Below are 22379 nucleotides of genomic sequence, written 5' to 3'. Positions count from 1 at the left end.
CATTGTTCACCGATCTCCCCGAGGCCGAACTCCGGGACCACCGCAGCAGCCAGACCGCGCCCGCCGACTTCGACGACTTCTGGAGCACGACGCTCGCCGAGTCGCGCGCCGCCGGGACCGCGGCCGTCACCGTCACCCCCGCGCCCGGTCCGCGGCTGCACACGGTGCGCGTCTTCGACGTCACCTTCCCCGGCTACGGCGGCGAGCCGGTGCGGGCCTGGCTGCGGCTGCCGCACGGTGCCGAGGGACCGCTGCCCGCGGTCGTCCAGTACGTCGGCTACGGCGGCGGCCGGGGCCACGCCCTGGACAACCTGCTGTGGGCGTCGGCGGGTTTCGCCCACCTCCACATGGACACCCGTGGCCAGGGGTCGGGCTGGAGCCGCGGCGACACCCCCGACTCCGGCACCACGGGCCCGCAGGCCCCCGGGATGATGACCCGCGGCATCGACGACCCCCGCACGTACTACTACCGCCGCCTGTTCACGGACGCCGTCCGCGCCGTGGACGCGGTCCGCACGCTGCCCTCGGTGGACCCCGGCCGGATCGCCGTCCTCGGCGCGAGCCAGGGCGGCGGCACCGCGCTCGCCGTGGCCGCCCTCGCCCCGGAGGTGCACGCCCTGGTGGCGCACGTCCCGTTCCTGTGCGACTTCCCCCGGGCCACGGTGATCACGGACGCGGACCCGTACCGTGAGATCGGCCGCTACCTCGCCGTGCACCGCGGCAACGCCGAGCGGGCCATGCGCACCCTGTCCTACTTCGACGGCGTCAACTTCGCCGCCCGCGCCCGGGTACCGGCCCGCTTCTCCGCGGCCCTGATGGACGAGATCACGCCGCCCTCCACCGTCTTCGCCGCGTACAACGCGTACGCGGGACCCAAGGAGATCGCCGTCTGGCCCTGGAACGGGCACGAGGGCGGCGCCATCGACGACGACGAGGAGGCACTGGCCTTCCTCCGCGGGCTTCTGACGGCAACGTGAAGTGCGGCCTCATCATGTGGACTTGAGCTGGAAGGGCGTACAACCTTTGCTCTTCCTTGATCGTCATACGGGTGCACCGGAGACCCCGGTGCACCACTGATGTGGCCACACCCTTGGGGAAGAGTCATGCGATCTGACTCCGTCGGGCGCTCGCTGCGCCTCGGAGCCTCTGCCGTCGCGGCGGCCGGCCTGTTCGTGGCCGGTCTCGCCGTGCCCGCGCACGCCGCCGAGACCGACCAGCTGTGGATCAACGCACCGTCCGAACTGTCGCTGCCCTTCGGCACGGGCGGCGGAGAACCGCAGTCGCGGACGCTCGACATCGGCATCTACCACGACAACGACAACTTCACGGTCACCGAGGGCGAGGTCACCGTGGACATCTCCGGGGTGGCGGGCGTCGCGGAGGTGACCTGGCCGGAGAACTGCACGCCCAGCGGCACGATCGCCGTCTGTCACGTGCCCGAGGTGCCCGTGATCGGCGGCGACTACCGCAGGCAGATCCACCTCCCGGTACGCGCGGCGGACGGTGCGGCGAACGGGGCGTCCGGCCGGATCACCTACGAGGCGACCGCCGTCGGCGGCCCCGACGGCACCCTCACCGCCCCGCGGGGCGACTCCGACACCACGCTCACCGTCTCCTCCGGCCCGGACCTGTCGCTCGCGGAGATCGCCCCGGTCCAGCACGCCGCCCCCGGCGCCACGGTGCGGCTCCCGTTCGGGCTGACCAACAACGGCAACGAGAGCGCGCAGGGCTTCACGCTGAAGTTCATGGCCTCCTACGGCATCCAGAAGCTGACCAAGTACAAGCGCTGCACCTACACGACGTCGAACGACGGCGAGTACGCGCCGATGACCTTCGCGACGTGCACCTTCGACCGGGTGCTGGCGCCGGGGGACTCCTTCCGGCTGCCCAAGCAGCTCAAGGCGGTGCTCGCCCCGTACGCGATGAACGAGCGGCTCGACATCAGCGTCGAGCCCGGCGGGGGCGCCGAGGACCTCGAGAGCGATGACAACTACACGGTGGTCGGCGTCAGCGCCGACAACACCGCGGACTTCGCGGTGACCGGCGACGCGGTCACCGGTGCGGCGGGCGAGACGGTGACGGCCCGGCTCACGTTCCGCAACAACGGCCCGGCCTGGCTCGGCAACCTCGGCTCCGGCGACCCCGTCGCGAAGGTCCGGCTGATCGTCCCCGCGGGCACCAAGGTCACCGGCGTCCCGTCCGGCTGTGACCCGCACACCCTCTCCGGCGGCTACTACCCGCAGGAGACGGGGGCGCCGCGCTACGACTGCCCCCTGCCGTACTGGGTGCTGGAGAACACCGAGCGCTCGTACGACTTCTCGCTGCGGATCGACACCGTGGTGCCCGGCACGACCGGTGCCGTGAGCATCCACCCGGAGTTCGGCGAGTTCCCGTACGACCCGGACACCACCAACAACACGGCGGTCCTGGCGGTCAACTGACCCGACCCGCCCCGGCACGTGGTGCAGGAGCCTCCCGCACCACGTGCCCCGCGGGGCGGTCAGGGGCCTTGCGGTTCAGGCAGCGGCTCGCCCGTCTCCAGCAGCGTTTTCAGTCCCGAGATGAGGGCGGGCCAGCCCTGGGAGACCATGCCCAGCACCCCGCTGTCCGGGTCGTGGGCCTCGTGGACGACGGTCAGCCTGACCGTCTCCCCGAGCGGTTCGATCTCGAACGTCACCTGGGAGCGGCGATCCCCCGCCAGGCGGGCGCGGACCTCCTCGCTCACCCCCGCGTTCCGAGCCCACTGCGGGGTGAAGGTGTGCCAGGTGTAGGAGAGCCGGCGCGGCGGATCGGACTCCAGCACGACCTGGGCGGGATCGGCGGTGCGGGCGCCGCCCTCCTCCCAGACCATGGCCGAGCCGGCCGCCCAGTCGGTCTCGAAGGCGACGCCCCAGTAGCGGCGGGTGAACGCCTGGTCGGTCAGCGCCTGCCAGAGGCGCTCGGGCGTGGTGCGGACGTAGGTCGTGTAGACGAATGCGGACTCGCTCATGGGTGCCTGCTCCAATGCCCTCTGGAGGTCGGCGAGCGCCTGCGCGCGCTCGCGGTCGTACCGGTCGATCCATCGTTCGGCGACGGCGTTGATCGGTGCGGCGTTGAGGTAGTGCAGCTTCTCCCGGCCCCGCCGGACCGTGGTGACCAGCCGGGCCTCCTCCAGTACGGCCAGGTGCTTGCTGACCGACTGGCGGGCCATGTCCAGCCCCGCGCACAGCTCGCGCAGGGTCTGCCCGTTGCGTGCGTTGAGGCTGTCCAGCAGTCGCCGGCGGCTGGCGTCGGCCAGCGCCTTGAATACCTCGTCCATCCCGCTTCCCCGCCGTTCCGGAAATGCAGCCGTCCGGCTGCCTGTCGAACATAGGCAGCCGGACGGCTGCATGTCAACGCGGTGCGGCCGAGAGCGTGGGTGCGGGGGCGTGGGTGCGGGGGGCGCGCCGCTATCCGGCCCGCAGGTCCCGTACGCGGCGGATCTTGCCGACGGACCGCTCCACGGTGTCGGGGTCGACGACCGTCACCTCGACGCTGACGCCCACGCCGTCCTTGACGCCCGCCGCGATGGAGCGTGCCGCCTCCTCGCGCGGCGCGGCCCCGGCGTCGGGGCGCGCCTCGACGACGACCTCCATGTGGTCCATGCGGCCGCGCTTGGTGAGCCGGATCTGGAAGTGCGGGGCCACGCCGGGCGTGCGCAGCACGATCTCCTCGATCTGGCTGGGGAAGACGTTCACCCCACGCAGGATGATCATGTCGTCGGAGCGGCCGGTGATCTTCTGGATGCGGCGGAAGGCGGGGCGCGCGGTGCCGGGCAGCAGCCGGGTCAGGTCACGGGTGCGGTAACGGATGATCGGCAGCGCCTCCTTGGTGAGGGAGGTGAAGACCAGCTCGCCCTCCTCGCCCTCCGGTACCGGCTCGCCCGTGATCGGGTCCACCACCTCGGGGTAGAAGTGGTCCTCCCACACGTGCAGGCCGTCCTTGGTCTCCACGCACTCCTGGGCGACGCCCGGGCCGATCACCTCGGACAGGCCGTAGATGTCGACGGCGTGGATGTCCATCCGCTCCTCGATCTCCCGGCGCATCTCCTCCGTCCACGGCTCCGCGCCGAAGATGCCGATCCGCAGCGAGGTGCCGCGCGGGTCGACGCCCTGGCGCTCGAACTCGTCCAGCAGGGTCAGCATGTACGACGGGGTGACCATGATGATCTCGGGCTGGAAGTCCTGGATGATCTGCACCTGACGGGCGGTCATGCCGCCGGAGGCGGGGATCACCGTGCACCCGGCGCGCTCCGCGCCGTAGTGCGCGCCCAGGCCGCCGGTGAACAGGCCGTAGCCGTAGGAGACGTGCACCTTGTGGCCGGGGCGCCCGCCGGCGGCGCGTATGGAACGGGCCACCACGTCGGACCACATGGACAGGTCGTTCTCGGTGTAGCCCACCACGGTCGGCAGGCCGGTCGTGCCACTGGAGGCGTGGACGCGGCGCACCTGGTCCATGGGCACGGCGAACATGCCGAAGGGGTAGTTGTCGCGCAGGTCGGCCTTGGTGGTGAACGGGAAGCGCGCCAGGTCGTCCAGGCTCGCGCAGTCCTCGGGGCGCAGCCCGGCCTCGTCGAACTTCTTCCGGTAGGCCTCGACGTTGTCGTACGCGTGGCGCAGTGTCGCCCGGAGCCGGGTGAGCTGCAGCTCCCGCAGCTCTCCGGGGCCCAGCTTCTCGGCGGCGTCCAGCAGGCCGTCGGGGAGCGGCTCTCCCAGGCGCGCCCCCGCGGCCGCCCGGTCCGTCGGCTCGCTGCTCATCCGTTCTCCTTCGTGCGTCCGATGCTGCGGCTGCGCCCGCGGAACTCCGCCACCACCTGGTCGCCCCGCAGGATGCTCACGTCGTAGATGCCGCTGCGGCCGAAGCGGGTGCGCTCTTGCGCGGTGGCGACCAGTTCGTCGCCCTCGTGGACGGGGGCGACGAAGGAGATGTCCGCCCCGGCGGCCACCGTCACCGGGCCGTGGCTGTTGCAGGCGCAGGCGAAGGCGGTGTCGGCGAACAGGAAGAGGTAGCCCCCGTGGGCGATCCCGTGCCCGTTGACCATCGCGGGCGTGACGGTCATGCGCAGCACGGCCGTCCCCTCGCCGGTCTCCAGCAGCTCGATGCCCAGGCTCTGCGACGCCTTGTCGGCGGCGAACATGCTCTCCGCCGGGCCCTGGGTCGCGTCCATGGCATCCCTCACGATCGTCACCACCCTTGTGAACCGACCGAACATTCGGTTAGCGTGCGGCACCCAAGGTAATCCAGCATCCGAACTGCCTGTCAAGAGGTGGAACGCATGTCCCAGCACCTCCCCGCGCGACCCGCAGACGAGGTCTTCCTGATCGACGGCGCGCGGACCCCGCAGGGCCGTTACGGCGGCGCCCTGGCCTCCGTGCGCCCCGACGACCTGGCGGCCCTGGTGGTCGGCGAGGCCGTGAGCCGCGCCGGGATCCCGGCCGGGGCCGTGGACGAGGTGATCCTCGGCGCCGCCAACCAGGCGGGCGAGGACAACCGCGACGTCGCCCGGATGGCCGTGCTGCTGGCCGGCCTGCCGCACACGGTGCCCGGCTACACCGTCAACCGGCTGTGCGCCTCCGGCCTCACCGCCGTGGCCTCGGCGGCGCAGGCGATCCGCTCCGGCGAGGCCGACCTGGTGGTCGCCGGCGGGGTGGAGTCCATGACCCGTGCCCCCTGGGTGATGGCCAAGCCCGGCACCCCGTGGGCCAAGCCGGGTGAGGTGCACGACACCTCCTTGGGCTGGCGCTTCACCAACCCGCGCTTCACCGCGAAGGACACGCTGTCCATGGGGGAGACCGCGGAGGAGGTCGCCGCCCTGGACGGGATCAGCCGCGCCGACTCCGACGCCTTCGCGCTGCGCAGCCACCGGCGGGCCGTCGCGGCTCAGGAGGCCGGCCGTTTCAACCGCGAGATCGTGCCGGTCGCCGTCAAGGACGGCGAGGTCACCCGTGACGAGGGCCCGCGTCCCTCCACCACCCTGGAGAAGCTCGGGACCCTGCGCACCATCTTCCGCAAGGACGGCATCGTGACCGCCGGTTCCTCCTCGCCGCTCTCCGACGGCGCCGCGGCCCTCGTGGTCGCCGGCCGCGCGGCCGTCGAGCGCTACGGCCTCACGCCCCGCGCCAGGATCGTCACCTCCGCCACCGCCGGGGTCGAGCCCCACCTCATGGGCCTCGGTCCCGTACCGGCGACGGAGAAGGCGCTCGCCCGCGCCGGATGGCAGACCGGCGACCTGGACGCCGTCGAACTCAACGAGGCCTTCGCCGCCCAGGCGCTCGCGGTCGTCCGCCGTCTGAAGCTGGACGAGGAGCGGGTCAACGCCGACGGCGGTGCGATCGCGCTCGGTCACCCGCTGGGCTGCTCGGGCGCCCGCATCCTGCTCACCCTCCTCGGCCGCCTGGAGCGCGAGGGCGGCCGCCGCGGCCTCGCCACCCTCTGCGTGGGAGTCGGCCAGGGTGTGGCGATGCTGGTGGAGCGGGTGTGAGCGCAGGCTTCGGAGGACCGCGGGCGACCGTCGTCCACAGGGCTTGCCGCTTGCGGCAAAGTTCGTCAGACTGTAACCGAACGAATGGTCGGTAGGGGAAGCTGGTATCGATGACCACACCGAACGCCACCGTGCCGGCGGAGGGCGCGCAGGCGCCGCTCCAGGAGCACTTCGACGCCACGATCGCGCGGGACCAGCGCATCGAGCCGCGGGACTGGATGCCCGACGGCTACCGCAGGACGCTGATCCGGCAGATCGCGCAGCACGCGCACTCGGAGATCATCGGCATGCAGCCCGAGGGCGAGTGGATCACCCGTGCCCCGTCGTTGCGCCGCAAGGCCATCCTGTTCGCGAAGGTCCAGGACGAGGCCGGCCACGGGCTGTACCTCTACTCGGCCGCCGAGACCCTGGGCATCGACCGCGCGGACCTCACGCAGCGTCTGATCGAGGGCCGCCAGAAGTACTCCTCGATCTTCAACTACCCGACCCTCAGCTTCGCCGACGTCGGCGTCATCGGCTGGTTCGTCGACGGCGCGGCGATCTGCAACCAGGTGCCGCTCTGCCGCTCCTCCTACGGGCCGTACGCCCGCGCCATGGTGCGCATCTGCAAGGAGGAGTCCTTCCACCAGCGCCAGGGCTACGAGCTGCTGATGACGATGATGCGCGGCACGCAGGCCCAGCGGGAGATGGTGCAGGACGCGGTGGACCGCTGGTGGTGGCCGTCGCTGATGATGTTCGGCCCGCCCGACGGCGACTCGCCCAACTCGGCCGCGTCGATGGCCTGGAAGATCAAGCGCCACAGCAACGACGAGCTGCGCCAGCGGTTCGTCGACATGACTGTCCCGCAGGCCGACAAGCTCGGCGTGACGCTGCCCGACCCGGAGCTGCGCTGGGACGAGGAGCGCGGCCGGCACGACTTCGGCACCCCCGACTGGTCGGAGCTGCAGCGAGTCATCAGCGGCGACGGGCCGTGCAACGCCGAGCGGATGGCACGCCGCCGCTCCGCACACGAGGAAGGCGCCTGGGTGCGCGAGGCCGCGACCGCCCACGCCGCCAAGCAGGCGGCCCGGGCAGAGGAAGGAGCCGTGGCATGAGCACCACCGGCGACAGCACGACCCGGGCCGAGTGGCCCCTGTACGAGGTGTTCGTCCGCGGCAAGCGCGGCCTGAACCACGTCCACGTCGGGTCCCTGCACGCGGCCGACGACCGCATGGCCCTCACCCACGCCCGCGACCTGTACACGCGGCGGAACGAGGGCGTGAGCATCTGGGTGGTGCGCTCGGAGCACATCGCCGCGTCCACGCGGGACGAGAAGGACCCCTTCTTCACGCCCAGCGCCGACAAGGTCTACCGGCACCCCACCTTCTACGACATCCCCGAAGACGTCCCCCACATCTAGGAGCAGGGCATGAGCGACGAGCACGTCTACCTGTCCCTGGCCGAGGGGCACGACGACAGTGACGCCCGCTGGGCCTTCGGCACCGGCTTCGAGGACCCGCTGCACGGCGTCGACACCGCCGTGCCCGACGGTGTGGACGCCGCGGAGCTGGCCGCCCACTGCCTGGCGCTGGGCGACGACGCCCTGGTGGGCGCCCAGCGCCTGGCCGAGTGGTGCACCCGCGCGCCGGAGCTGGAGGAGGAGGTGGCCCTCGCCAACATCGGGCTCGACCTGCTCGGCCAGGCCCGTCTGCTCTACTCCCGCGCCGGTCAGGTGGACGGCACCGGTCGCGACGAGGACGCCTACGCCTACTTCCGGGACGCCGCCGACTTCCGCAACGTCCGCCTGGCCGAACTTCCCTGCGGGGACTTCGCGTTCTCCATGGCCCGGCTGCTCGTCACGTCCTGCTGGCGGCTCGCCGTCTTCGAGCGGCTCGCCCGCTCCGCGCAGGACCCGGTGCTCGCCGCCGTCGCCGCCAAGGGCGTCAACGAGCTGACCTACCACCGGCAGTACGCCGCCGAGTGGGTGGTACGGCTCGGCGACGGCACCGAGGAGTCGCACCGCCGCATGCGGGCCGGCCTCGAACAGGTCGCCCCTTACCTGGAGGAGCTGTTCACGGCCGGCGCCACGTGCGGGGCCGACCCGGCCGGTGTGCGGGACGAGGTGACCGCCGCGCTGCGCCAGGTCACCGAGGCCGCCGGGCTGCGTCCGGTCCAGGCCGATCCCCTGCCCGGCCACGGCCGTGAGGGTGACCGCACCGAACACCTCGCCCCGCTGCTCGCGGAGTTGCAGGGCATCGCCCGCGCACACCCCGGAGCGGTCTGGTGAGCGCCGTGACCGTGCTCACCGACGCGCACCGGGCGGCCCGCGTGGCCGCCGAGGTGCCGGACCCCGAGCTGCCCATGCTGACCCTGGCCGACCTCGGCGTCCTGCGTGACGTCGAGGTCACCGGGGACGGCACGGTCGTGGCCGCCCTCACCCCCACCTACTCCGGCTGCCCGGCCATGGCGGAGATGCGCGCCGACGTGGCCGCCCGGCTGCGCGCCGCGGGCTTCGACCGGGTCGAGATCCGCACCGTGCTGGACCCGCCGTGGACGACCGACTGGATCACCCCCGAGGGCCGCCGCAAGCTCGCCGAGCACGGCATCGCACCTCCCGGTCCCGCGCCCCGGCGCGTCACCGGGCCGGTGCCGCTGGTGCTCACCGCCACCCGGCGCGACGTCGCCTGCCCCCGCTGCGGCTCGGCGGACACCGAGGAGACCTCGCGCTTCGCCGCCACCTCCTGCAAGGCCCTGTGGCGCTGCCGTGCCTGCCTGGAGCCGTTCGAGTACGTCAAGGAGATCTGATGGCCCCGACCATCCCCGCCCCGCAGGCGCCGGCCCCGCGGGTCCGCCGCCGCCCGGCCTTCCACGCCCTGCGGGTCGCCGCGGTCGAGCCGCTCTGCGAGGACGCCGCCGCCGTCAGCTTCGACATACCGCACGAGCTGGCCGGGGAGTTCGCCTTCGCGCCCGGCCAGTCCCTCACGCTGCGCCGCGAGGTCGACGGCCGGGACGAGCGACGCTCGTACTCCATCTGCTCGCCCGCCGGCGCCACCCCCCGCATCGGGGTGCGTGTGGTGCCCGGCGGCCTGTTCTCGTCGTGGCTGGTGCACGAGGTGCGCCCGGGCGACACCGTCGAGGTCATGGGCCCCACCGGTGCCTTCACCCCCGACCTCACCGCGCCCGGGCACCATGTGCTCATCGCCGCGGGCTCCGGCATCACCCCGATGCTCTCCATCGCCGAGTCCGTCCTCGCCGCCGACCTCGGGTCCCGGGTCACGCTCTTCTACGGCAACCGGCGCACCGACACCGTGATGTTCGCCGACGAGCTCGCCGAGCTGAAGGACCTGCACCCCGCCCGGTTCCAGCTCGCCCACGTGCTCTCACGGGAGCCGTGCGAGGCCGAGGTGCTCTCCGGCCGCCTCGACGCCGGACGGCTCGCCACCCTCGTCGAGGGCCTCGTCGACGTCCCGAACGCCGACCACTGGTGGCTGTGCGGCCCGCACGGCATGGTCGTCGACGCCCAGCAGGTCCTCGCCGGCCTCGGCGTGCCCGGGGAGCGGGTGCACCAGGAGCTGTTCTACGCGGACGACGAGCCGGTGACCCCGGTGCACCACGAGGACGCCGTGGCCGAGGGCCCGGTCAGCCAGGTCACCATCGTCCTCGACGGCCGTACGACCACGGCCGCCCTGCCCCGTGACCGCAGCGTCCTCGACGGCGCCCAGCGCACCCGCCCCGATCTGCCCTTCGCCTGCAAGGGCGGCGTCTGCGGTACCTGCCGCGCGCTCGTCACCGACGGCAAGGCCGAGATGCGCCGCAACTTCGCCCTCGAGGCGTCCGAGGTCGACGCGGGCTACGTGCTGACCTGCCAGAGCTACGCGGAGTCCGACAACCTGACGGTCGACTACGACAGCTGACGCCTCGTCGGCACCCCGCGCCCCCCCGGAGCCGGTTGGTAAGGTCGGCCCGGGGGTGGGAGGTGGACGACGTGCTGAGCGAGGTCGGCGAGGTCTCCGACGCCGGGCCGTTCGTGCACCCCGCGCTGTTCTACCGGAACGCACGGGAGTACACGGCCGTCACGGTGCCTTTCCTGCTGGACGGGATGGCCGCCGGGGAGCCGGTCGCGGTGGCCGTGCCCCCACCCCGTCTCGCCCAGTTGCGCGCCGCGTTGGGCCCGCGCGGCGCCGAGGTGCACTGGGTCGACATGGAGCGGGCCGGGCGCAATCCCGGCCGCATCATCCCCGGTGTGCTGCGGGCCTTCGCCGACACCCGGCCCACCGGACGGGTACGGATCATCGGGGAGCCCGTCTGGCCCGGGCGGAGCGCCCTGGAGTATCCGGCGTGCGCCCAGCACGAGGCACTGATCAACATGGCCTTCGCCGGACGCCCCGTGACGATCCTGTGCCCCTACGACGCCGCCCGGCTGGACGCCGCGGTGCTGGCGGAGGCCCGCGCCACGCATCCCGTGGTGGTCGACGGCGGCCGCGAGGAACGCAGCGCGCACTACGCACCACGCCGGGTGATCGCCGCGCACAACCGGCTGCCGCACCCCCCGCACGGCGCCTTCGCCTTCGGCTTTGCGGAGCCGCAACTCGCCGACGCCCGGCACGTCGCGACGGCCCAGGCACACCGACTGGGCCTGGGCGGCGAGCGGCTCGCCGAGTTCTCCCTCGCCGCCGGCGAACTGATCACGAACAGCGTGCTGCACGGCGGCGGGTCGGGCGTCGTCCGCGTCTGGGCGGGAGACGATCACGTGGTGTGCGAGGTGCACGACCGCGGACGGCTGACCGACCCGCTCGCCGGCCGCCACCCTGCGTCACGGGACCGCCCCCACGGCAGGGGCCTGTTGATGGTCCACCGCATCGCCGACCTGGTGCGCCAGCGCACCGCAGGCGACGGCACCACCATCCGCTTCTACCTGCGAGCCTGACCGCCGGCGCGGGACCGGCGGGCGTGCGCGCCCGCCGGTCCCGCGGTCCGTGGTCACCAGAGCGGTCAGCGGCCGAAGACGTCCTTGCCCACGTCCTTGCCCTTCTCCACGGCCTGCTTGGCGTCGCTGCCGACTTGATCCTTCTTCCCCTTCATGCGCAGGCTCTCATTGCCGGTCACCTTGCCCGTGGCCTCCTCCGCTTTGCCCTTCATCTTCTGGCCGGTGTGCTTGACCTTCTTCTCGGCACCCATGGGGTTCTCCTTCCAGGGCTCGATCAGCGCTTCCCTCCGCCTGCCCGGAAGATCCTGAATGAAACCATTTGCTCGGATTCTGCAGATGGCGACCGAGCAAGGCGCCCCCGAACACCACGAAACCCACCCCGATCAGCCAGCACTGCACGATCAGCACCGTGCCGACGGCCCCGTAGGAGACGGCGTTGGTCACGATCAGCGGGGCGAACACGAAGGAGGAGAAGACCCGCAGCCCGATGAGGCCGACCATCGTCGCGACGGCCCCTGGCGCCAGCGCCGCCAACGGCACCTGCCCGGCCAGCAGGAAGTACTGGCCCCACCAGAAGAAGACGAAGCCCAGCACGACGGCCGTGCCGCCGCGGAACACCGTGTCCGGCCACCCCCCGCCCAGCACCACCCCGCTCTGCGCCTCCGCGAACAGGTACGCGGTCAGCGCCGCCAGCCACACCGCCCGCCGCCACACGTGGTGCCACGGAGTGGGCGGCACCTGCCAGATCCGGGTGTAGCCGACCTCGACGCAGGCCGCGAAGGAGAGCCCGAAGAGCGCCAGCGCCAGCAGGCTCAGACCGCTCGTGGAGCTGATCACCTTGCGTGGCGCGGCGAACAGCTCCCGCACGGCCTCCGCGGGCCGCGCCGACAGGCCCATGCCGTCCACGACCCACTGCGCGAAGCCGTTGCCGTGGAAGGGCAGGGCCGCGGCGACCACGATCAGCAGCGGGACCAGCGTCACCAGACCCAGTGCCGCGAACCCCATGGAGCGCTGCAGCAGCTCCAGTTCGCCCCCCTGGTGCCACATGCGGCCCGCCCGTGAGTCCCGCCACGACCGGTACGGATGCCGGAGCCACCGGGCCGCCCCACCTGCCATCGCGGGGGCCTCAGCGCACGGGGGCGCGGTCCGCCGCGAGGCGTGCCGTCTCCACCCGGGTTGCCAGGGGTTCTGAGCGCATGGCTCGTCCTCCTTGCTCAGGCCTGCTCGGCGGGCGGGACGCCGCTGCGGCTCGCTGCCGGGGCCTCATGGGGTGCACCTTCCCCGTACGACGCGGACGAACCGGACGGCACGGCGGGCTCCGGTACGGCGCGCAGCGAGGTGCGCCCGGCGCGCCACGCGCCCAGCAGGTGCTCCTCCAGGCGCCGCTCCACCAGCGCCATGGCGCGGATCCCCAGGACGACGTCGGCGGTGAGGTGAGGTTCGTGGGCCAGCAGGTCGCCGATGACGTCGCGGCGCAGCACCTGCTCGTGCACGGCGTCGGCCTCGACGTGCTCCTCGTAGAAGTGCCGGCAGGCGGCACCGCCGCCGAGCCGGTCGATCGCCTCCACCGTCCGGCGGGCGGACGGCGGGGTGGAGATCTCGGCGGCCGCGAAGTGCCCCACGAGCGCCCCGCGCAGTTCCCGGCGCAGGCCCAGCCAGGAGATCAGGTTCACCGTGGCGAGGGTGACGGCCGGTACGGCGTCCACGTAGTGGCCGTAGGAGGCGTCCAGCCCGGCGTCCCGGAGCAGGTCGGCGTAGAGCCGCGCGTGCACGCGTTCTCCGCGCCCGCTCCCGAACTCGTCGCACTCGACGGCCACGAGCGCGGCCTTCGCCCGGCCGGTGAGCCTCGGGATGACCCATGCGTGCGGATCGGCCTCCTTCAGCTGGTAGACCGACCGGTGCACGAAGTACTCCCGCAACTGCTCCCAGGTGCCCTCGTCGCGGAGGAAGTGCGACACACCGCGCCCGTCGCGCGGCTCGTGCAGCAGCCCCTCCAGTTCCCGGTCGAGGGCCGTGCGGGCCGCGGCGCCGCCCGGGGTGGCCGGCAGCTCGGCGCGGAGGGCCGCCCCGAAGGAGCCCTCCATGGCGCCGCGCAGCGCGAGCAGCCCCGGATCCCACTCCCAGCCGGGGTGCACCCCGGCGAAACCCCGGTAGTGGAGTTCGTAGCAGACGTGCAGCGCGAGCTGCACGTCCTCGCCGTACGGATCGGCGGCCTCGACCGCCCCGGTGGACACCGTAAGGGCGGTACCCGGCGGCCCCTGGGTGAGGGCGCCGAGCACGGCCCGGGAGAGGGGGCCGCGCGGTGCGGGCGGCGGGGGCTCAGCGGTCCGGGGACCGGTCGAGAGGTCGCAGACCGTGTCCATCGGGTCCTCCGTGGGTCGGTGCGGGGACGTCCTGGGCGTACGGGCGTCCGCCGGTGCCCCTGCCCGCTGACGCCGGGGGCATGCGGCCGTCCGTCGCCGTCTGCTCGACCAGCATGTCCACCGCGGCGCGGGGGCCGCCCGCCGCCGCGGCCCGCCGCTGCCGGTCGGCGCCGCTCCCCGTCCGGGCGAGGGCGGCCGTGGCCTCGCGGACGAAGGCCAGGTCGCCGGTGTCCTCCAGCGCGGGCGCGACGCGCCGCAGCAGCTCGTCACGCAGCGCCGTGGCGGGCACGCGGGTCTCCCGGACGGGATGGATCCCCGGGCCCGACATCCCGTAGCGGGCCGCCGACCAGAGCGCGGCCGCGGCGAGCTGAGCCGTCATGCGCGGGGCCGGGACGCCCCGGGAGAGGTCGTCGAGCGCCGTGCGCACGAGCGCCCGCGTGAGCGCGGCCTGCAACGCCGTCTCCCATGTCGCACCCAGCGCGTCCGCGACCCGGACCTCCACCGTGGGCAGCCGCGGCGAGGGCCTGGCCAGCCAGAACGTCATGGCGTGGTCCACCAGCACCCCGCAGGCCACCAGCCGGTCGACCTCGGCGTCGTGCTCCGCCGCCGACGCGAACCACGGGGGGATCCCGGAACCGGGGAACCGCGCCTGGTCCAGCACACGCCAGCTGGCGTAGCCGGAGTCGCGGCCCCGGTCGTAGGGCGAGTTGGCCGACAGCGCCAGCAGCGTCGGCAGCCACGGCCGCAGGTGGTTGAGGACCGCGACGGCGGTCTCCCGGTCCGGTACGCCCACGTGGACGTGGCAGCCGCAGGCCCGGTAGCCGGTCGCCTGGCTCTCGTAGATGCCGGCGATCGCGGCGTAGCGCTCGCCCGCACTGATCCCGGAGGGGCCGTCCAGTACGGGCGTTCCCGAAGAGACCAGCCGCGTGCCCTCGGCGGCGGCGGCGTCGGCCAGCAGGCGGCGCGTGGCCGCCAGCTGGCCGGTCAGCTCGGACAGGTGCGTGGCCACCCCGGTGGCCGACTCGATCTGCGCGGCCGACAGCTCGTGCTGCAGCGCGACGTCCGGGGCGGGCGGCGGCACGCACGAGGCCCGGGCGATGACGGCGGCCGCGCCGTCGACCAGCCGTCCGGTCCGCGGGTCGACCAGCAGGAACTCCTCCTCGACCCCGAAGGTCAGGCCGCCCGCCGGCGCCCGGTCGTCCACATCGCCCATGCACCCCCCTTACCCCGCCCGCACCGTGCCGGACCCGAACGGCCGCACGCGGAGGCCCCAGAGGCGGGCACGGGGGTCATCCGCCCGGGGCGACACGACCGCGCCACGCGCCCGTCTCGCTGCCCCGTTCCTCGATGAAGTGCTTGAAGCGCCGCAGGTCGCCCCGGGCCCGCCGGTCCACGACGCCGAGCGCGTCGGCCGCCTTCTCCGCGAGGCCGGAGGTCTGGAGCTCCATGGCCAGGTTGACCCGGGTGTGCGAGGCGTCCAGCTCCTGGAACGTCACGACGCCGCGCTGCCGGACGTCCCCGGTGACGGTGCGCCACGCGACCCGCTCGTCCGGCAGCTGGTCGATGATCTCCGTGTCGAATTCCCGGCGGGCACCGGCGACGTTCGTCACCCAGTGGTTGTGCCGGTCGTCGACCTGCGTCACCTGTTCCACGCCCTCCATGAAGTTCGGGAACTCCTCGAACTGCGTCCACTGGTTGTACGCGGTGTGCAGCGGGACGTCGACGTCGACGGATTCGCTGATCGTGCCCATGGGTCCGCTCCTTCCGAGGAATCGTCGCTGGGTCGGCTTCCCGGTGCGGATGTGCCTAATCGTCCTGATCCGGCGGTCGCCGGGTCCTATGTCTGGTGCGGTGCCCTCGGGTAGGGCAGCCGCGCCGGTCACCGGCTCGTGTCGAGGAGGGCAGCCGCGTGGGCGGGACCGCTGAAGCGGTCCGCGGGGCGGATCCGGGCGCCGCCGCCCGACAGGCCGCGGCCCGTACGGGATGCGGCCGGCGGCCGGCACTCCTGCGCGTCCGGAGTTGCCACGGGTGGCAGGCGACGAGCGCACGGCCAGTGCGGGCTGCGCGGCCCCTCCCCGTCGGCGCCGCCGCCGTGCTCACCCCGGCCCCGGCAGGTCGGCTCCGCGCCGCCGCCGCTCGCGCCCTGCCGGGACGGGGCGGCCGGATACCGTCGGCGTCCGGGGACCCTGTAGGTTCTTGCGCTGTGGAGGAGCTGGACCGGCAGATCGTGGAACTTCTCGTGGCCGACGGGCGCATGAGCTACACCGACCTGGGCAAGGCCACCGGCCTGTCCACGTCCGCGGTGCACCAGCGCGTACGGCGCCTGGAGCAGCGCGGGGTGATCCGCGGGTACGCGGCGATCGTGGACCCGGAGTCGGTGGGGCTGTCGCTGACGGCGTTCATCTCGGTGAAGCCCTTCGACCCGAGCGCACCCGACGACATCGCCGACCGTCTTGCCGAGGTCCCCGAGATCGAGGCGTGCCACAGCGTCGCGGGGGAGGAGAACTACATCCTCAAGGTCCGGGTGGCCACCCCGATCGAGCTGGAGCACCTGCTCGCGAAGATCCGCACCCTGGCCGGGGTCTCCACCCGCACCACGGTGGTCCTCTCCACGCCGTACGAGGCGCGCCCACCGCGCGTCTGAGGGCCCCACGGCCCCCTGACCCACCGCACGATCCCGTCCCCTCGCCCCCACCGGGGCCCGGGCGGGCCCAACATCACATCGCGAGGCGAAACCCAGTGCCGCACACCACGAACGAGCCGACCACCAGCGGATCCGGCGCGAGCCGCACCGTGCTGCTGCGCGGCGGCAACGTCTACAGCCCCGCCGACCCCTTCGCGACGGCCATGGTCGTCGACGGCGGCACGGTCGCCTGGCTCGGCTCGGAGGGCGCCGCGGAGTCCTTCGCCGCGGGCGTCGACGAGGTGGTCGACCTCGCCGGTGCGCTGGTCACCCCCGCGTTCACCGACGCCCACGTGCACACCACCGCCACCGGCCTGGCGCTGACCGGCCTCGACCTGGCCCCCGCCCGCGACCTGACCGACGCCCTCGCCAGGGTCGCCGCGTACGCGCAGGCCAACCCCGGCCACCGGGTGCTGCTCGGCCACGGCTGGGACGAGAGCCGCTGGCCGGGGCAGCGCCCGCCGACCCGCGCGGAACTCGACGCGGCGACCGGCGGCCGCCCCCTGTACCTGACCCGCGCCGACGTCCACTCAGCGGTCGTCACCACCGCCCTGCTGGCGCTGGTCCCCGATGTCGGGACGATGGCCGGCCACCACCCCGACGGGCCGCTCACCCGCGACGCCCACCACGCGGTCCGGCGCGCGGCCTACGGCGCCGTCACGCCCGCGCAGCGTGCCGCCGCGCAGCGCACCGCACTCGCCCACGCCGCCTCGCTCGGCATCAGCGCCGTCCACGAGTGCGCGGGCCCGGACATCTCCTCCGAGGACGACCTCACCGCGCTGCTGCGGCTGGCCGCGGCCGAGCCCGGGCCGCGCGTGTACGGCTACTGGGCCGAGGCCGTGACCGGCGCCGAGGACCTGGAGCGGATCCGGGACCTGGGCGCCGTCGGCGCGGGCGGCGACCTCTTCGTGGACGGCTCCATCGGCTCCCGCACGGCCTGCCTGCACGCCCCGTACACCGACGCCCCCGCCGTCGGCGGCACCGCCTACCTGGACGCGGCGGCGATCGCCGACCACGTGGCCCTGTGCACCGAGGCGGGGGTGCAGGCGGGTTTCCACGCGATCGGGGACGCCGCCGTGGCCGCCGTCGCGGAGGGGATGCGCGAGGCCGCCCGCCGGGTGGGCCTGGACCGGGTGCGCGCGCTGAGGCACCGCGTCGAGCACGCCGAGATGATGACCGAGGACACCGTCGCCGCCTTCGCGGAGCTGGGCCTGGTCGCCTCCGTGCAGCCCGCCTTCGACGCCGCCTGGGGCGGTGAGGACGGCATGTACGCCCAGCGGCTCGGCGCCGAACGGGCCCGCACCCTCAACCCGTTCGCCGCCATGACCCGGGCCGGGGTGCCCCTGGCCCTCGGTTCCGACAGCCCGGTCACGCCGCTCGACCCCTGGGGCACGGTGCGCGCCGCCGCCTTCCACCGGACCCTCGAGCACCGCATCTCCGTCCGCGGCGCGTTCAACGCGCACACCCGCGGCGGCTGGCGCGCCGTGGGCCGCGACGACGCGGGCGTCCTCGTGCCCGGCGCACCCGCGGACTACGTGGTGTGGCAGGCCGGTGACCTCGTGGTCCAGGCCCCCGACGAGCGGGTCGCCAACTGGTCCACCGACCCGCGCTCCGGCACCCCCGGGCTGCCCGAACTCACCCCCGGGCTGCCGCTGCCGACGGCGCTGCGCACGGTGGTCGGAGGCCGTACGGTCTTCGCACGGCCGAACGAGTGACGGGTCAACGGCCGATGCCCCCGAACGGTTCTCCGTCGGGATGGCGTGGAACTTTCCCCGGCCTCGCGTTGACCTGCTGATTTGGTCAATCCGCGCAGGTCAAACGGCTGTTGACAGGCGACGGTCGGGGGCGAGTAGGTTCGGCCGGGTCCACCACCGGACGTCCGACCGGATCTCCGTGCGCCGACGGCCGCAGCTGGGCCACGGGGCGTCGCGCCGTACGGCGTGCGCCACTGGCAGCCAGGTCCAGCGCTCGCGGCACGGAACGCGGTCCGCCTCAACGAGAGGCTCCGCCCGGTCGGCAGGTGTGACCCGGGAGGGGCCCGGACGCCCAGTAGACAACGGCCTTGTCGCCGATCCGCAGCCAGCGGGTCCCAGGTCGGCCCGAAGGGCGTTCCGGGCCCCGAGCAGTTCACGCCCCTCCCGCGCCGCGGGTCCGCCGCGGGAGGCTTTGCCCGCCCGGGGTCCGCGGACAGGGCCGTTGGGGGTACGGTCACTGTCACACAGTGACCACCTGCAGGAAGGCCGCGTACCTTGCGACCGCGCTCCGACGCCGCACCGGCCCCCGCCGCGCCGCCGGCGACGTCCGTAGAACCGCCGCCGCCACCCGCTCCGGCACCCGGCCGCATCGCCCGCACGGCGCGCGCCGTGCGGGCGAACGCGCGGCGGTCGGCGCTCGCCGCGCTGTGCGGCCTGGCCCTGGCGGCCGCGTTCCCCCCGTACGGGGTGTGGCCGCTGTCGGTCGCTGCCGTGGCCGGCCTGGCGCTGCTGACCCGGGGCCGTACCGCCCGCCAGGGCGCGTGGCTGGGCTTCGCCTTCGGACTGCCGTTCTTCGTGTGGCTCCTGCTGTGGCTGCGGGTGATCGGCTGGGACGCGGTCGTGGGCCTGTCCGTCATCGAGGCCGCCTTCGTCGCCGTGCTCGGCGCGGGTCTGGCGGTCACATCGCGGCTGCGCGCCTGGCCGCTGTGGGGCGCCTGCCTGTGGGTGGCGGAGGAACTCGTCAGGGACCGGCTGCCGTTCGGCGGCTTCCCGTGGGGCAGGCTGGCCTTCGCGAACACCGCCACCCCCTTCACCCCGCTCGCCGCGCTCGGCGGCGCACCGCTGGTGACCTTCGCCGTCGCGCTGTGCGGTTCGCTGCTGGCCGCGGCCGCGGTCGCCGTGTGGCGGCTGCGCAGGGGCCCGGTCGTCTTCGGCCCGCGCCGTCACGTGCCCGCCACGACGGCGGCGGTGCTGGCGGTGGCCACCTTCGCCGCCGGGTACGCGGTGCCGGTGCCCACCGCGGCCGACGACACCGTCCGGGTGGCCATCGTGCAGGGCAACGTCCAGCAGCCGGGCATGCACTTCCTGGGCCGGCCCCTGAAGATCCTCAACAACCACGTCGAGGCGACCCTGAAGCTCGCCGAGGACGTCAAGGCGGGCCGTGCGCCCAAGCCCGATCTGGTGATCTGGCCGGAGAACTCCTCCGACATGGACCCGTTCTCCGAGCCCCAGGCCTACGCCCTGATCACCAAGGCGGTCCGCGCCGTCGGCGTCCCCGTCCTCGTCGGCGCCCTGGTCGACGGCCCGGACGCGGACCACGTCCAGAACGAGGGCATCGTCTGGGACCCGGAGAGCGGTCCCGGCGACCACTACACCAAGCAGCACCCGGTCCCCTTCGGCGAGTACGTGCCCTTCCGCGAGCAGCTCACCAAGGTCATCAAACGGCTCGACCAGGTCCCGCGCGACTTCTACCCGGGCAAGGGCAGCGGTGTCCTGCAGATCGGCCCGGCGAAGCTCGGCGACGTCATCTGCTTCGAGGTGGCGTACGACGGGATCGTCCACGACACCGTCACCGCGGGCGCCCGCGCCCTGGTCATCCAGACCAACAACGCCACCTACGGCCGCACCGGCCAGCCCGAGCAGCAACTGGCGATGTCCCGGCTGCGCGCCGTCGAGCACGGCCGCGCCGTGGTCACGGCGGCGACGAGCGGCATCACCGCCGTCGTCGCCCCCGACGGGCGGATCGAGCAGCAGACCGAGGAGTTCACGCAGACCGTGCTCAGCGCCCGGCTGCCGCTCCGCGACGATCTGACCGTCGCCGACCGCGTCGGCTCCGCTCCCGAATGGACCCTCGCTATGGTGGGCCTGCTGTCCTGGGCCGCGGCGATCATGCTGGGCAGGCGAGGACGTACCGAGACGGAGGAACAGCAGTGAGCGATGGCGGTGGGGTCACCCGTGGCGCAGCCCAGGGGAGGGCCTTCGGGCCGCTCGGCTCGGTTCTCGTGATCATCCCGACGTACAACGAGGCCGACAACGTCAAGCCGATCGTCGCCCGGGTCCGCGCGGCCGTGCCCGAGGCGCACGTCCTCGTCGCCGACGACAACAGCCCCGACGGCACCGGCAAGCTCGCCGACGAGCTGGCCGCCGCCGACGACCACGTCCACGTGCTGCACCGCAAGGGCAAGGAGGGGCTGGGCGCCGCCTACCTGGCCGGCTTCCGCTGGGGCATCGAGCGGGACTACGGCGTGCTCGTCGAGATGGACGCCGACGGCTCGCACCAGCCCGAGGAGCTGCCGCGTCTGCTGACCGCGCTCAAGGGCGCCGACGTGGTGCTCGGCTCCCGCTGGATCCCCGGCGGCCGGGTGGTCAACTGGCCGAAGTCCCGCGAGTTCCTGTCGCGCGGCGGCAGCACCTACTCGCGGCTGCTCCTCGACGTGCCGCTGCGCGACGTGACGGGGGGCTACCGGGCGTTCCGCAAGGAGACGCTGCTGGGCCTGGGCATGGAGGAGGTGGCCTCCCAGGGCTACTGCTTCCAGGTCGACCTCGCCCGGCGCGCGGTGACGTCCGGCTTCCACGTCGTCGAGGTCCCCATCACCTTCGTGGAGCGGGAACGCGGCGACAGCAAGATGAGCCGGGAGATCGTCGCCGAGGCGCTGTGGCGGGTCACCGCCTGGGGCGTCGGCTCCCGTGTGAAGCGGCTGACGTCCGGGCGGCGCCGCGGCTGACCGGCCCTCCGGGCTCCGGCGGGGAGCAGGCACAATGGTGCGTATGACGATCAGCTCCCCGCCGCCGGCCGGTCCGCGGCAACCGGGCGGTGACGGGCGTCCGCGGCGGCGTTCGCGCGCCGGGACGTGGATACCGCTCGGTGTGGCCGCCTACGCGCTGCTGGAGATCTGGCTGCTCATCCTCGTGGCCGGGGCCGCCGGCGGGCTCACGGTCCTCGTGCTGCTCGTGGCGGGCTTCGTGTGCGGGGCGCTGGCCGTACGGCACGCCGGGCGCAGCGCCTGGCGGGCGCTGAACGAGGCGATGCGCTCCGGAGGGCCGGAGCGGGACCGGGAGGAGCCGAAGGGCTCCGGCGCCGGGAACGGCGGCAGCGGTGCGGCGCCGATCATGATCGGCGGCCTGCTGCTGATGGTGCCCGGGCTGATCTCGGACGTGGCGGGGCTGCTCTTCCTCTTCCCGCCGACCCGCTCCCTGCTGACGAGGGCGGGTGCACGCGCTCTGGACCGCCGGGCGTCCGCCGCCCGGGAGCGGGGCGCGGGCTCGGGCTCGCTGGGTGACCTCTTCGCCCAGGCGCGCGCCGCCGAGGAGCAGATGCGCATCCACCGCCCCGACGGCAAGGTGATCCAGGGCGAGGTCGTCGACCACAACCCCGAGCAGGACGACGAAAACCCCGGGCCGCGGCACTGAGGCCACGCTCGCCCGGGGCGCACGTCTGATGGGGCCCGCCCCTCACGGGCCCAGTTCCTTCGGTCAGGCGGTCTTGCGGTGGTCGCGCGGATGTACCGCGATGTTCATGGCGCCGGAGCGCAGAACGGCGAGTCGTTCGGCCAGGACTTCCTCCAGCTCCTCGACCGTGCGCCGCTCCATGAGCATGTCCCAGTGCGTACGCGCGGGCTTGCTCGTCTTCTCCTCCGGGCCCTCTCCGTCGACCAGGAGTGCGATCTGGCCGCAGGCGCGGCACTCCCACTCCGGCGGGATCTCGGCCTCCACCGAGAACGGCATCTCGAATCGATGTCCGTTCCGGCATGCGTACTCAACGGTCTGGCGCGGTGCCAGATCGATGCCGCGGTCGGTCTCGTAGCTTGTCGCCCCGAGTCGCGTGCCGCGGAGAGCTCGCTCACTCATGAATCGTGCCTCCCGGGCTGTGTCGCCCACAGGACAGGTGTCGCTGTCGTCGTCATCCGGTCAACGTCCGGTCGGCGGTGAAGATTCCCGTTCTCGGGAGGTGCGT

The 22379-nt window shown here is 73.6% G+C and carries 24 protein-coding genes; 14 read left to right on the top strand and 10 right to left on the bottom strand.

Annotated features, from left to right (window positions below; translation table 11 throughout):
• The first annotated feature begins 2 nt into the window (after positions 1–2).
• Positions 3–977, top strand: a complete 975-nt coding sequence (locus ABZ312_RS18840) for an acetylxylan esterase (RefSeq protein ID WP_500438248.1) — start codon at positions 3–5, stop codon at positions 975–977.
• A gap of 126 nt (positions 978–1103) precedes the next feature.
• Positions 1104–2441, top strand: a complete 1338-nt coding sequence (locus ABZ312_RS18835; protein ID WP_500356724.1) for a COG1361 family protein — start codon at positions 1104–1106, stop codon at positions 2439–2441.
• Between the two features lie 59 nt (positions 2442–2500).
• Here ABZ312_RS18835 and ABZ312_RS18830 read toward each other — a convergent pair whose 3' ends face one another.
• From ABZ312_RS18830 to paaI, 3 genes are all read right to left on the bottom strand, one after another.
• The gene (locus ABZ312_RS18830; protein ID WP_500323376.1) at positions 2501–3298 is read right to left on the bottom strand and encodes an ArsR/SmtB family transcription factor; all 798 of its coding nucleotides are present in this window, start codon (positions 3296–3298) and stop codon (positions 2501–2503) included.
• A 130-nt stretch (positions 3299–3428) separates the two neighbouring features.
• Complete coding sequence (gene paaK, locus ABZ312_RS18825; protein ID WP_500438246.1) at positions 3429–4775, bottom strand: phenylacetate--CoA ligase PaaK; 1347 nt, start codon at positions 4773–4775, stop codon at positions 3429–3431.
• Positions 4772–5185: a hydroxyphenylacetyl-CoA thioesterase PaaI gene (paaI, locus tag ABZ312_RS18820; RefSeq protein ID WP_326571081.1), complete on the bottom strand. Its 414-nt coding sequence runs from the start codon at positions 5183–5185 to the stop codon at positions 4772–4774. The genes paaK and paaI overlap by 4 nt, the downstream gene beginning before the upstream one ends.
• A gap of 108 nt (positions 5186–5293) precedes the next feature.
• Between paaI and ABZ312_RS18815 the strand changes: the two genes are divergently transcribed.
• From ABZ312_RS18815 to ABZ312_RS18785, 7 genes are all read left to right on the top strand, one after another.
• Complete coding sequence (locus ABZ312_RS18815; protein ID WP_500323379.1) at positions 5294–6499, top strand: thiolase family protein; 1206 nt, start codon at positions 5294–5296, stop codon at positions 6497–6499.
• A gap of 110 nt (positions 6500–6609) precedes the next feature.
• Positions 6610–7593, top strand: a complete 984-nt coding sequence (paaA, locus tag ABZ312_RS18810) for a 1,2-phenylacetyl-CoA epoxidase subunit PaaA (protein ID WP_500323380.1) — start codon at positions 6610–6612, stop codon at positions 7591–7593.
• Positions 7590–7898: a 1,2-phenylacetyl-CoA epoxidase subunit PaaB gene (paaB, locus tag ABZ312_RS18805; RefSeq protein ID WP_319136252.1), complete on the top strand. Its 309-nt coding sequence runs from the start codon at positions 7590–7592 to the stop codon at positions 7896–7898. The genes paaA and paaB overlap by 4 nt, the downstream gene beginning before the upstream one ends.
• A 9-nt stretch (positions 7899–7907) precedes the next feature.
• Positions 7908–8765, top strand: coding sequence for a 1,2-phenylacetyl-CoA epoxidase subunit PaaC (gene paaC / locus ABZ312_RS18800; protein ID WP_500323382.1), 858 nt, complete (start codon positions 7908–7910; stop codon positions 8763–8765).
• Positions 8762–9283 carry a 1,2-phenylacetyl-CoA epoxidase subunit PaaD gene (gene paaD, locus ABZ312_RS18795; RefSeq protein ID WP_500356727.1) on the top strand — a complete coding sequence of 174 codons (522 nt, stop codon included), beginning with the start codon at positions 8762–8764 and terminating at the stop codon, positions 9281–9283. Before paaC ends, paaD begins: the two co-directional genes overlap by 4 nt.
• Positions 9283–10392, top strand: a complete 1110-nt coding sequence (paaE, locus tag ABZ312_RS18790; RefSeq protein WP_500438244.1) for a 1,2-phenylacetyl-CoA epoxidase subunit PaaE — start codon at positions 9283–9285, stop codon at positions 10390–10392. The genes paaD and paaE overlap by 1 nt, the downstream gene beginning before the upstream one ends.
• 71 nt (positions 10393–10463) lie before the next feature.
• Complete coding sequence (locus ABZ312_RS18785; RefSeq protein ID WP_500323417.1) at positions 10464–11405, top strand: anti-sigma factor RsbA family regulatory protein; 942 nt, start codon at positions 10464–10466, stop codon at positions 11403–11405.
• 65 nt (positions 11406–11470) lie between these two features.
• Here ABZ312_RS18785 and ABZ312_RS18780 read toward each other — a convergent pair whose 3' ends face one another.
• From ABZ312_RS18780 to ABZ312_RS18755, 6 genes are all read right to left on the bottom strand, one after another.
• Positions 11471–11617 carry a CsbD family protein gene (locus tag ABZ312_RS18780; protein ID WP_500438242.1) on the bottom strand — a complete coding sequence of 49 codons (147 nt, stop codon included), beginning with the start codon at positions 11615–11617 and terminating at the stop codon, positions 11471–11473.
• Complete coding sequence (locus ABZ312_RS18775; RefSeq protein ID WP_500323387.1) at positions 11571–12452, bottom strand: YhjD/YihY/BrkB family envelope integrity protein; 882 nt, start codon at positions 12450–12452, stop codon at positions 11571–11573. Before ABZ312_RS18775 ends, ABZ312_RS18780 begins: the two co-directional genes overlap by 47 nt.
• Positions 12453–12619: 167 nt before the next feature.
• Positions 12620–13768, bottom strand: a complete 1149-nt coding sequence (locus ABZ312_RS18770; protein WP_500438240.1) for an iron-containing redox enzyme family protein — start codon at positions 13766–13768, stop codon at positions 12620–12622.
• Positions 13725–14981, bottom strand: a complete 1257-nt coding sequence (locus ABZ312_RS18765) for a carboxylate-amine ligase (protein ID WP_500438238.1) — start codon at positions 14979–14981, stop codon at positions 13725–13727. Before ABZ312_RS18765 ends, ABZ312_RS18770 begins: the two co-directional genes overlap by 44 nt.
• Before the next feature lie 76 nt (positions 14982–15057).
• Positions 15058–15519 (bottom strand): SRPBCC family protein, encoded by a 462-nt coding sequence (locus ABZ312_RS18760; protein ID WP_499515568.1) that lies wholly within the window; start codon positions 15517–15519, stop codon positions 15058–15060.
• 128 nt (positions 15520–15647) lie between these two features.
• The gene (locus ABZ312_RS18755) at positions 15648–15794 is read right to left on the bottom strand and encodes a hypothetical protein (RefSeq protein ID WP_500438236.1); all 147 of its coding nucleotides are present in this window, start codon (positions 15792–15794) and stop codon (positions 15648–15650) included.
• Positions 15795–15971: 177 nt separating this feature from the next.
• On the opposite strand from ABZ312_RS18755, the gene ABZ312_RS18750 reads away from it, so the two are divergent.
• The 5 genes from ABZ312_RS18750 (at position 15972) to fxsA (ending at position 21835) form a co-directional block, all read left to right on the top strand.
• On the top strand, positions 15972–16412 hold the full coding sequence (locus ABZ312_RS18750; RefSeq protein ID WP_361803599.1) for an Lrp/AsnC family transcriptional regulator: 441 nt from the start codon (positions 15972–15974) through the stop codon (positions 16410–16412).
• Positions 16413–16507: 95 nt separating this feature from the next.
• Entirely contained in the window at positions 16508–18166 is a 1659-nt protein-coding gene (locus ABZ312_RS18745) for an amidohydrolase (RefSeq protein ID WP_500356732.1), read from the top strand.
• Between the two features lie 534 nt (positions 18167–18700).
• Positions 18701–20359 carry an apolipoprotein N-acyltransferase gene (lnt, locus tag ABZ312_RS18740; protein ID WP_500438234.1) on the top strand — a complete coding sequence of 553 codons (1659 nt, stop codon included), beginning with the start codon at positions 18701–18703 and terminating at the stop codon, positions 20357–20359.
• Positions 20356–21150 carry a polyprenol monophosphomannose synthase gene (locus tag ABZ312_RS18735; protein ID WP_500323396.1) on the top strand — a complete coding sequence of 265 codons (795 nt, stop codon included), beginning with the start codon at positions 20356–20358 and terminating at the stop codon, positions 21148–21150. Before lnt ends, ABZ312_RS18735 begins: the two co-directional genes overlap by 4 nt.
• Before the next feature lie 43 nt (positions 21151–21193).
• Positions 21194–21835 (top strand): FxsA family membrane protein, encoded by a 642-nt coding sequence (gene fxsA / locus ABZ312_RS18730; RefSeq protein WP_500323397.1) that lies wholly within the window; start codon positions 21194–21196, stop codon positions 21833–21835.
• Positions 21836–21898: 63 nt separating this feature from the next.
• Here fxsA and ABZ312_RS18725 read toward each other — a convergent pair whose 3' ends face one another.
• Positions 21899–22273 (bottom strand): RNA polymerase-binding protein RbpA, encoded by a 375-nt coding sequence (locus ABZ312_RS18725; protein ID WP_499515576.1) that lies wholly within the window; start codon positions 22271–22273, stop codon positions 21899–21901.
• Positions 22274–22379: the final 106 nt, after the last annotated feature.

The organism is Streptomyces sp. NPDC006207 (genome assembly GCF_040613835.1).
Taxonomy (GTDB): Bacteria; Actinomycetota; Actinomycetes; order Streptomycetales; family Streptomycetaceae; genus Actinacidiphila.
This window is presented reverse-complemented; position numbering and strand designations above follow the sequence as displayed.

What these genes read in the sequence shown, in the direction of transcription:
- paaA (WP_500323380.1), top strand. Translation starts at nt 6,610, where the DNA reads ATGACCACACCGAACGCCACCGTGCCGGCGGAGGGCGCGCAGGCGCCG.
- ABZ312_RS18815 (WP_500323379.1), top strand. Translation starts at nt 5,294, where the DNA reads ATGTCCCAGCACCTCCCCGCGCGACCCGCAGACGAGGTCTTCCTGATC.
- ABZ312_RS18765 (WP_500438238.1), bottom strand. Translation starts at nt 14,981, where the DNA reads ATGGGCGATGTGGACGACCGGGCGCCGGCGGGCGGCCTGACCTTCGGG.
- paaB (WP_319136252.1), top strand. Translation starts at nt 7,590, where the DNA reads ATGAGCACCACCGGCGACAGCACGACCCGGGCCGAGTGGCCCCTGTAC.
- fxsA (WP_500323397.1), top strand. Translation starts at nt 21,194, where the DNA reads ATGACGATCAGCTCCCCGCCGCCGGCCGGTCCGCGGCAACCGGGCGGT.
- paaC (WP_500323382.1), top strand. Translation starts at nt 7,908, where the DNA reads ATGAGCGACGAGCACGTCTACCTGTCCCTGGCCGAGGGGCACGACGAC.
- ABZ312_RS18775 (WP_500323387.1), bottom strand. Translation starts at nt 12,452, where the DNA reads ATGTGGCACCAGGGGGGCGAACTGGAGCTGCTGCAGCGCTCCATGGGG.
- ABZ312_RS18760 (WP_499515568.1), bottom strand. Translation starts at nt 15,519, where the DNA reads ATGGGCACGATCAGCGAATCCGTCGACGTCGACGTCCCGCTGCACACC.
- paaI (WP_326571081.1), bottom strand. Translation starts at nt 5,185, where the DNA reads ATGGACGCGACCCAGGGCCCGGCGGAGAGCATGTTCGCCGCCGACAAG.
- ABZ312_RS18770 (WP_500438240.1), bottom strand. Translation starts at nt 13,768, where the DNA reads ATGGACACGGTCTGCGACCTCTCGACCGGTCCCCGGACCGCTGAGCCC.
- ABZ312_RS18780 (WP_500438242.1), bottom strand. Translation starts at nt 11,617, where the DNA reads ATGAAGGGCAAAGCGGAGGAGGCCACGGGCAAGGTGACCGGCAATGAG.
- ABZ312_RS18835 (WP_500356724.1), top strand. Translation starts at nt 1,104, where the DNA reads ATGCGATCTGACTCCGTCGGGCGCTCGCTGCGCCTCGGAGCCTCTGCC.
- ABZ312_RS18830 (WP_500323376.1), bottom strand. Translation starts at nt 3,298, where the DNA reads ATGGACGAGGTATTCAAGGCGCTGGCCGACGCCAGCCGCCGGCGACTG.
- ABZ312_RS18725 (WP_499515576.1), bottom strand. Translation starts at nt 22,273, where the DNA reads ATGAGTGAGCGAGCTCTCCGCGGCACGCGACTCGGGGCGACAAGCTAC.
- paaK (WP_500438246.1), bottom strand. Translation starts at nt 4,775, where the DNA reads ATGAGCAGCGAGCCGACGGACCGGGCGGCCGCGGGGGCGCGCCTGGGA.
- paaE (WP_500438244.1), top strand. Translation starts at nt 9,283, where the DNA reads ATGGCCCCGACCATCCCCGCCCCGCAGGCGCCGGCCCCGCGGGTCCGC.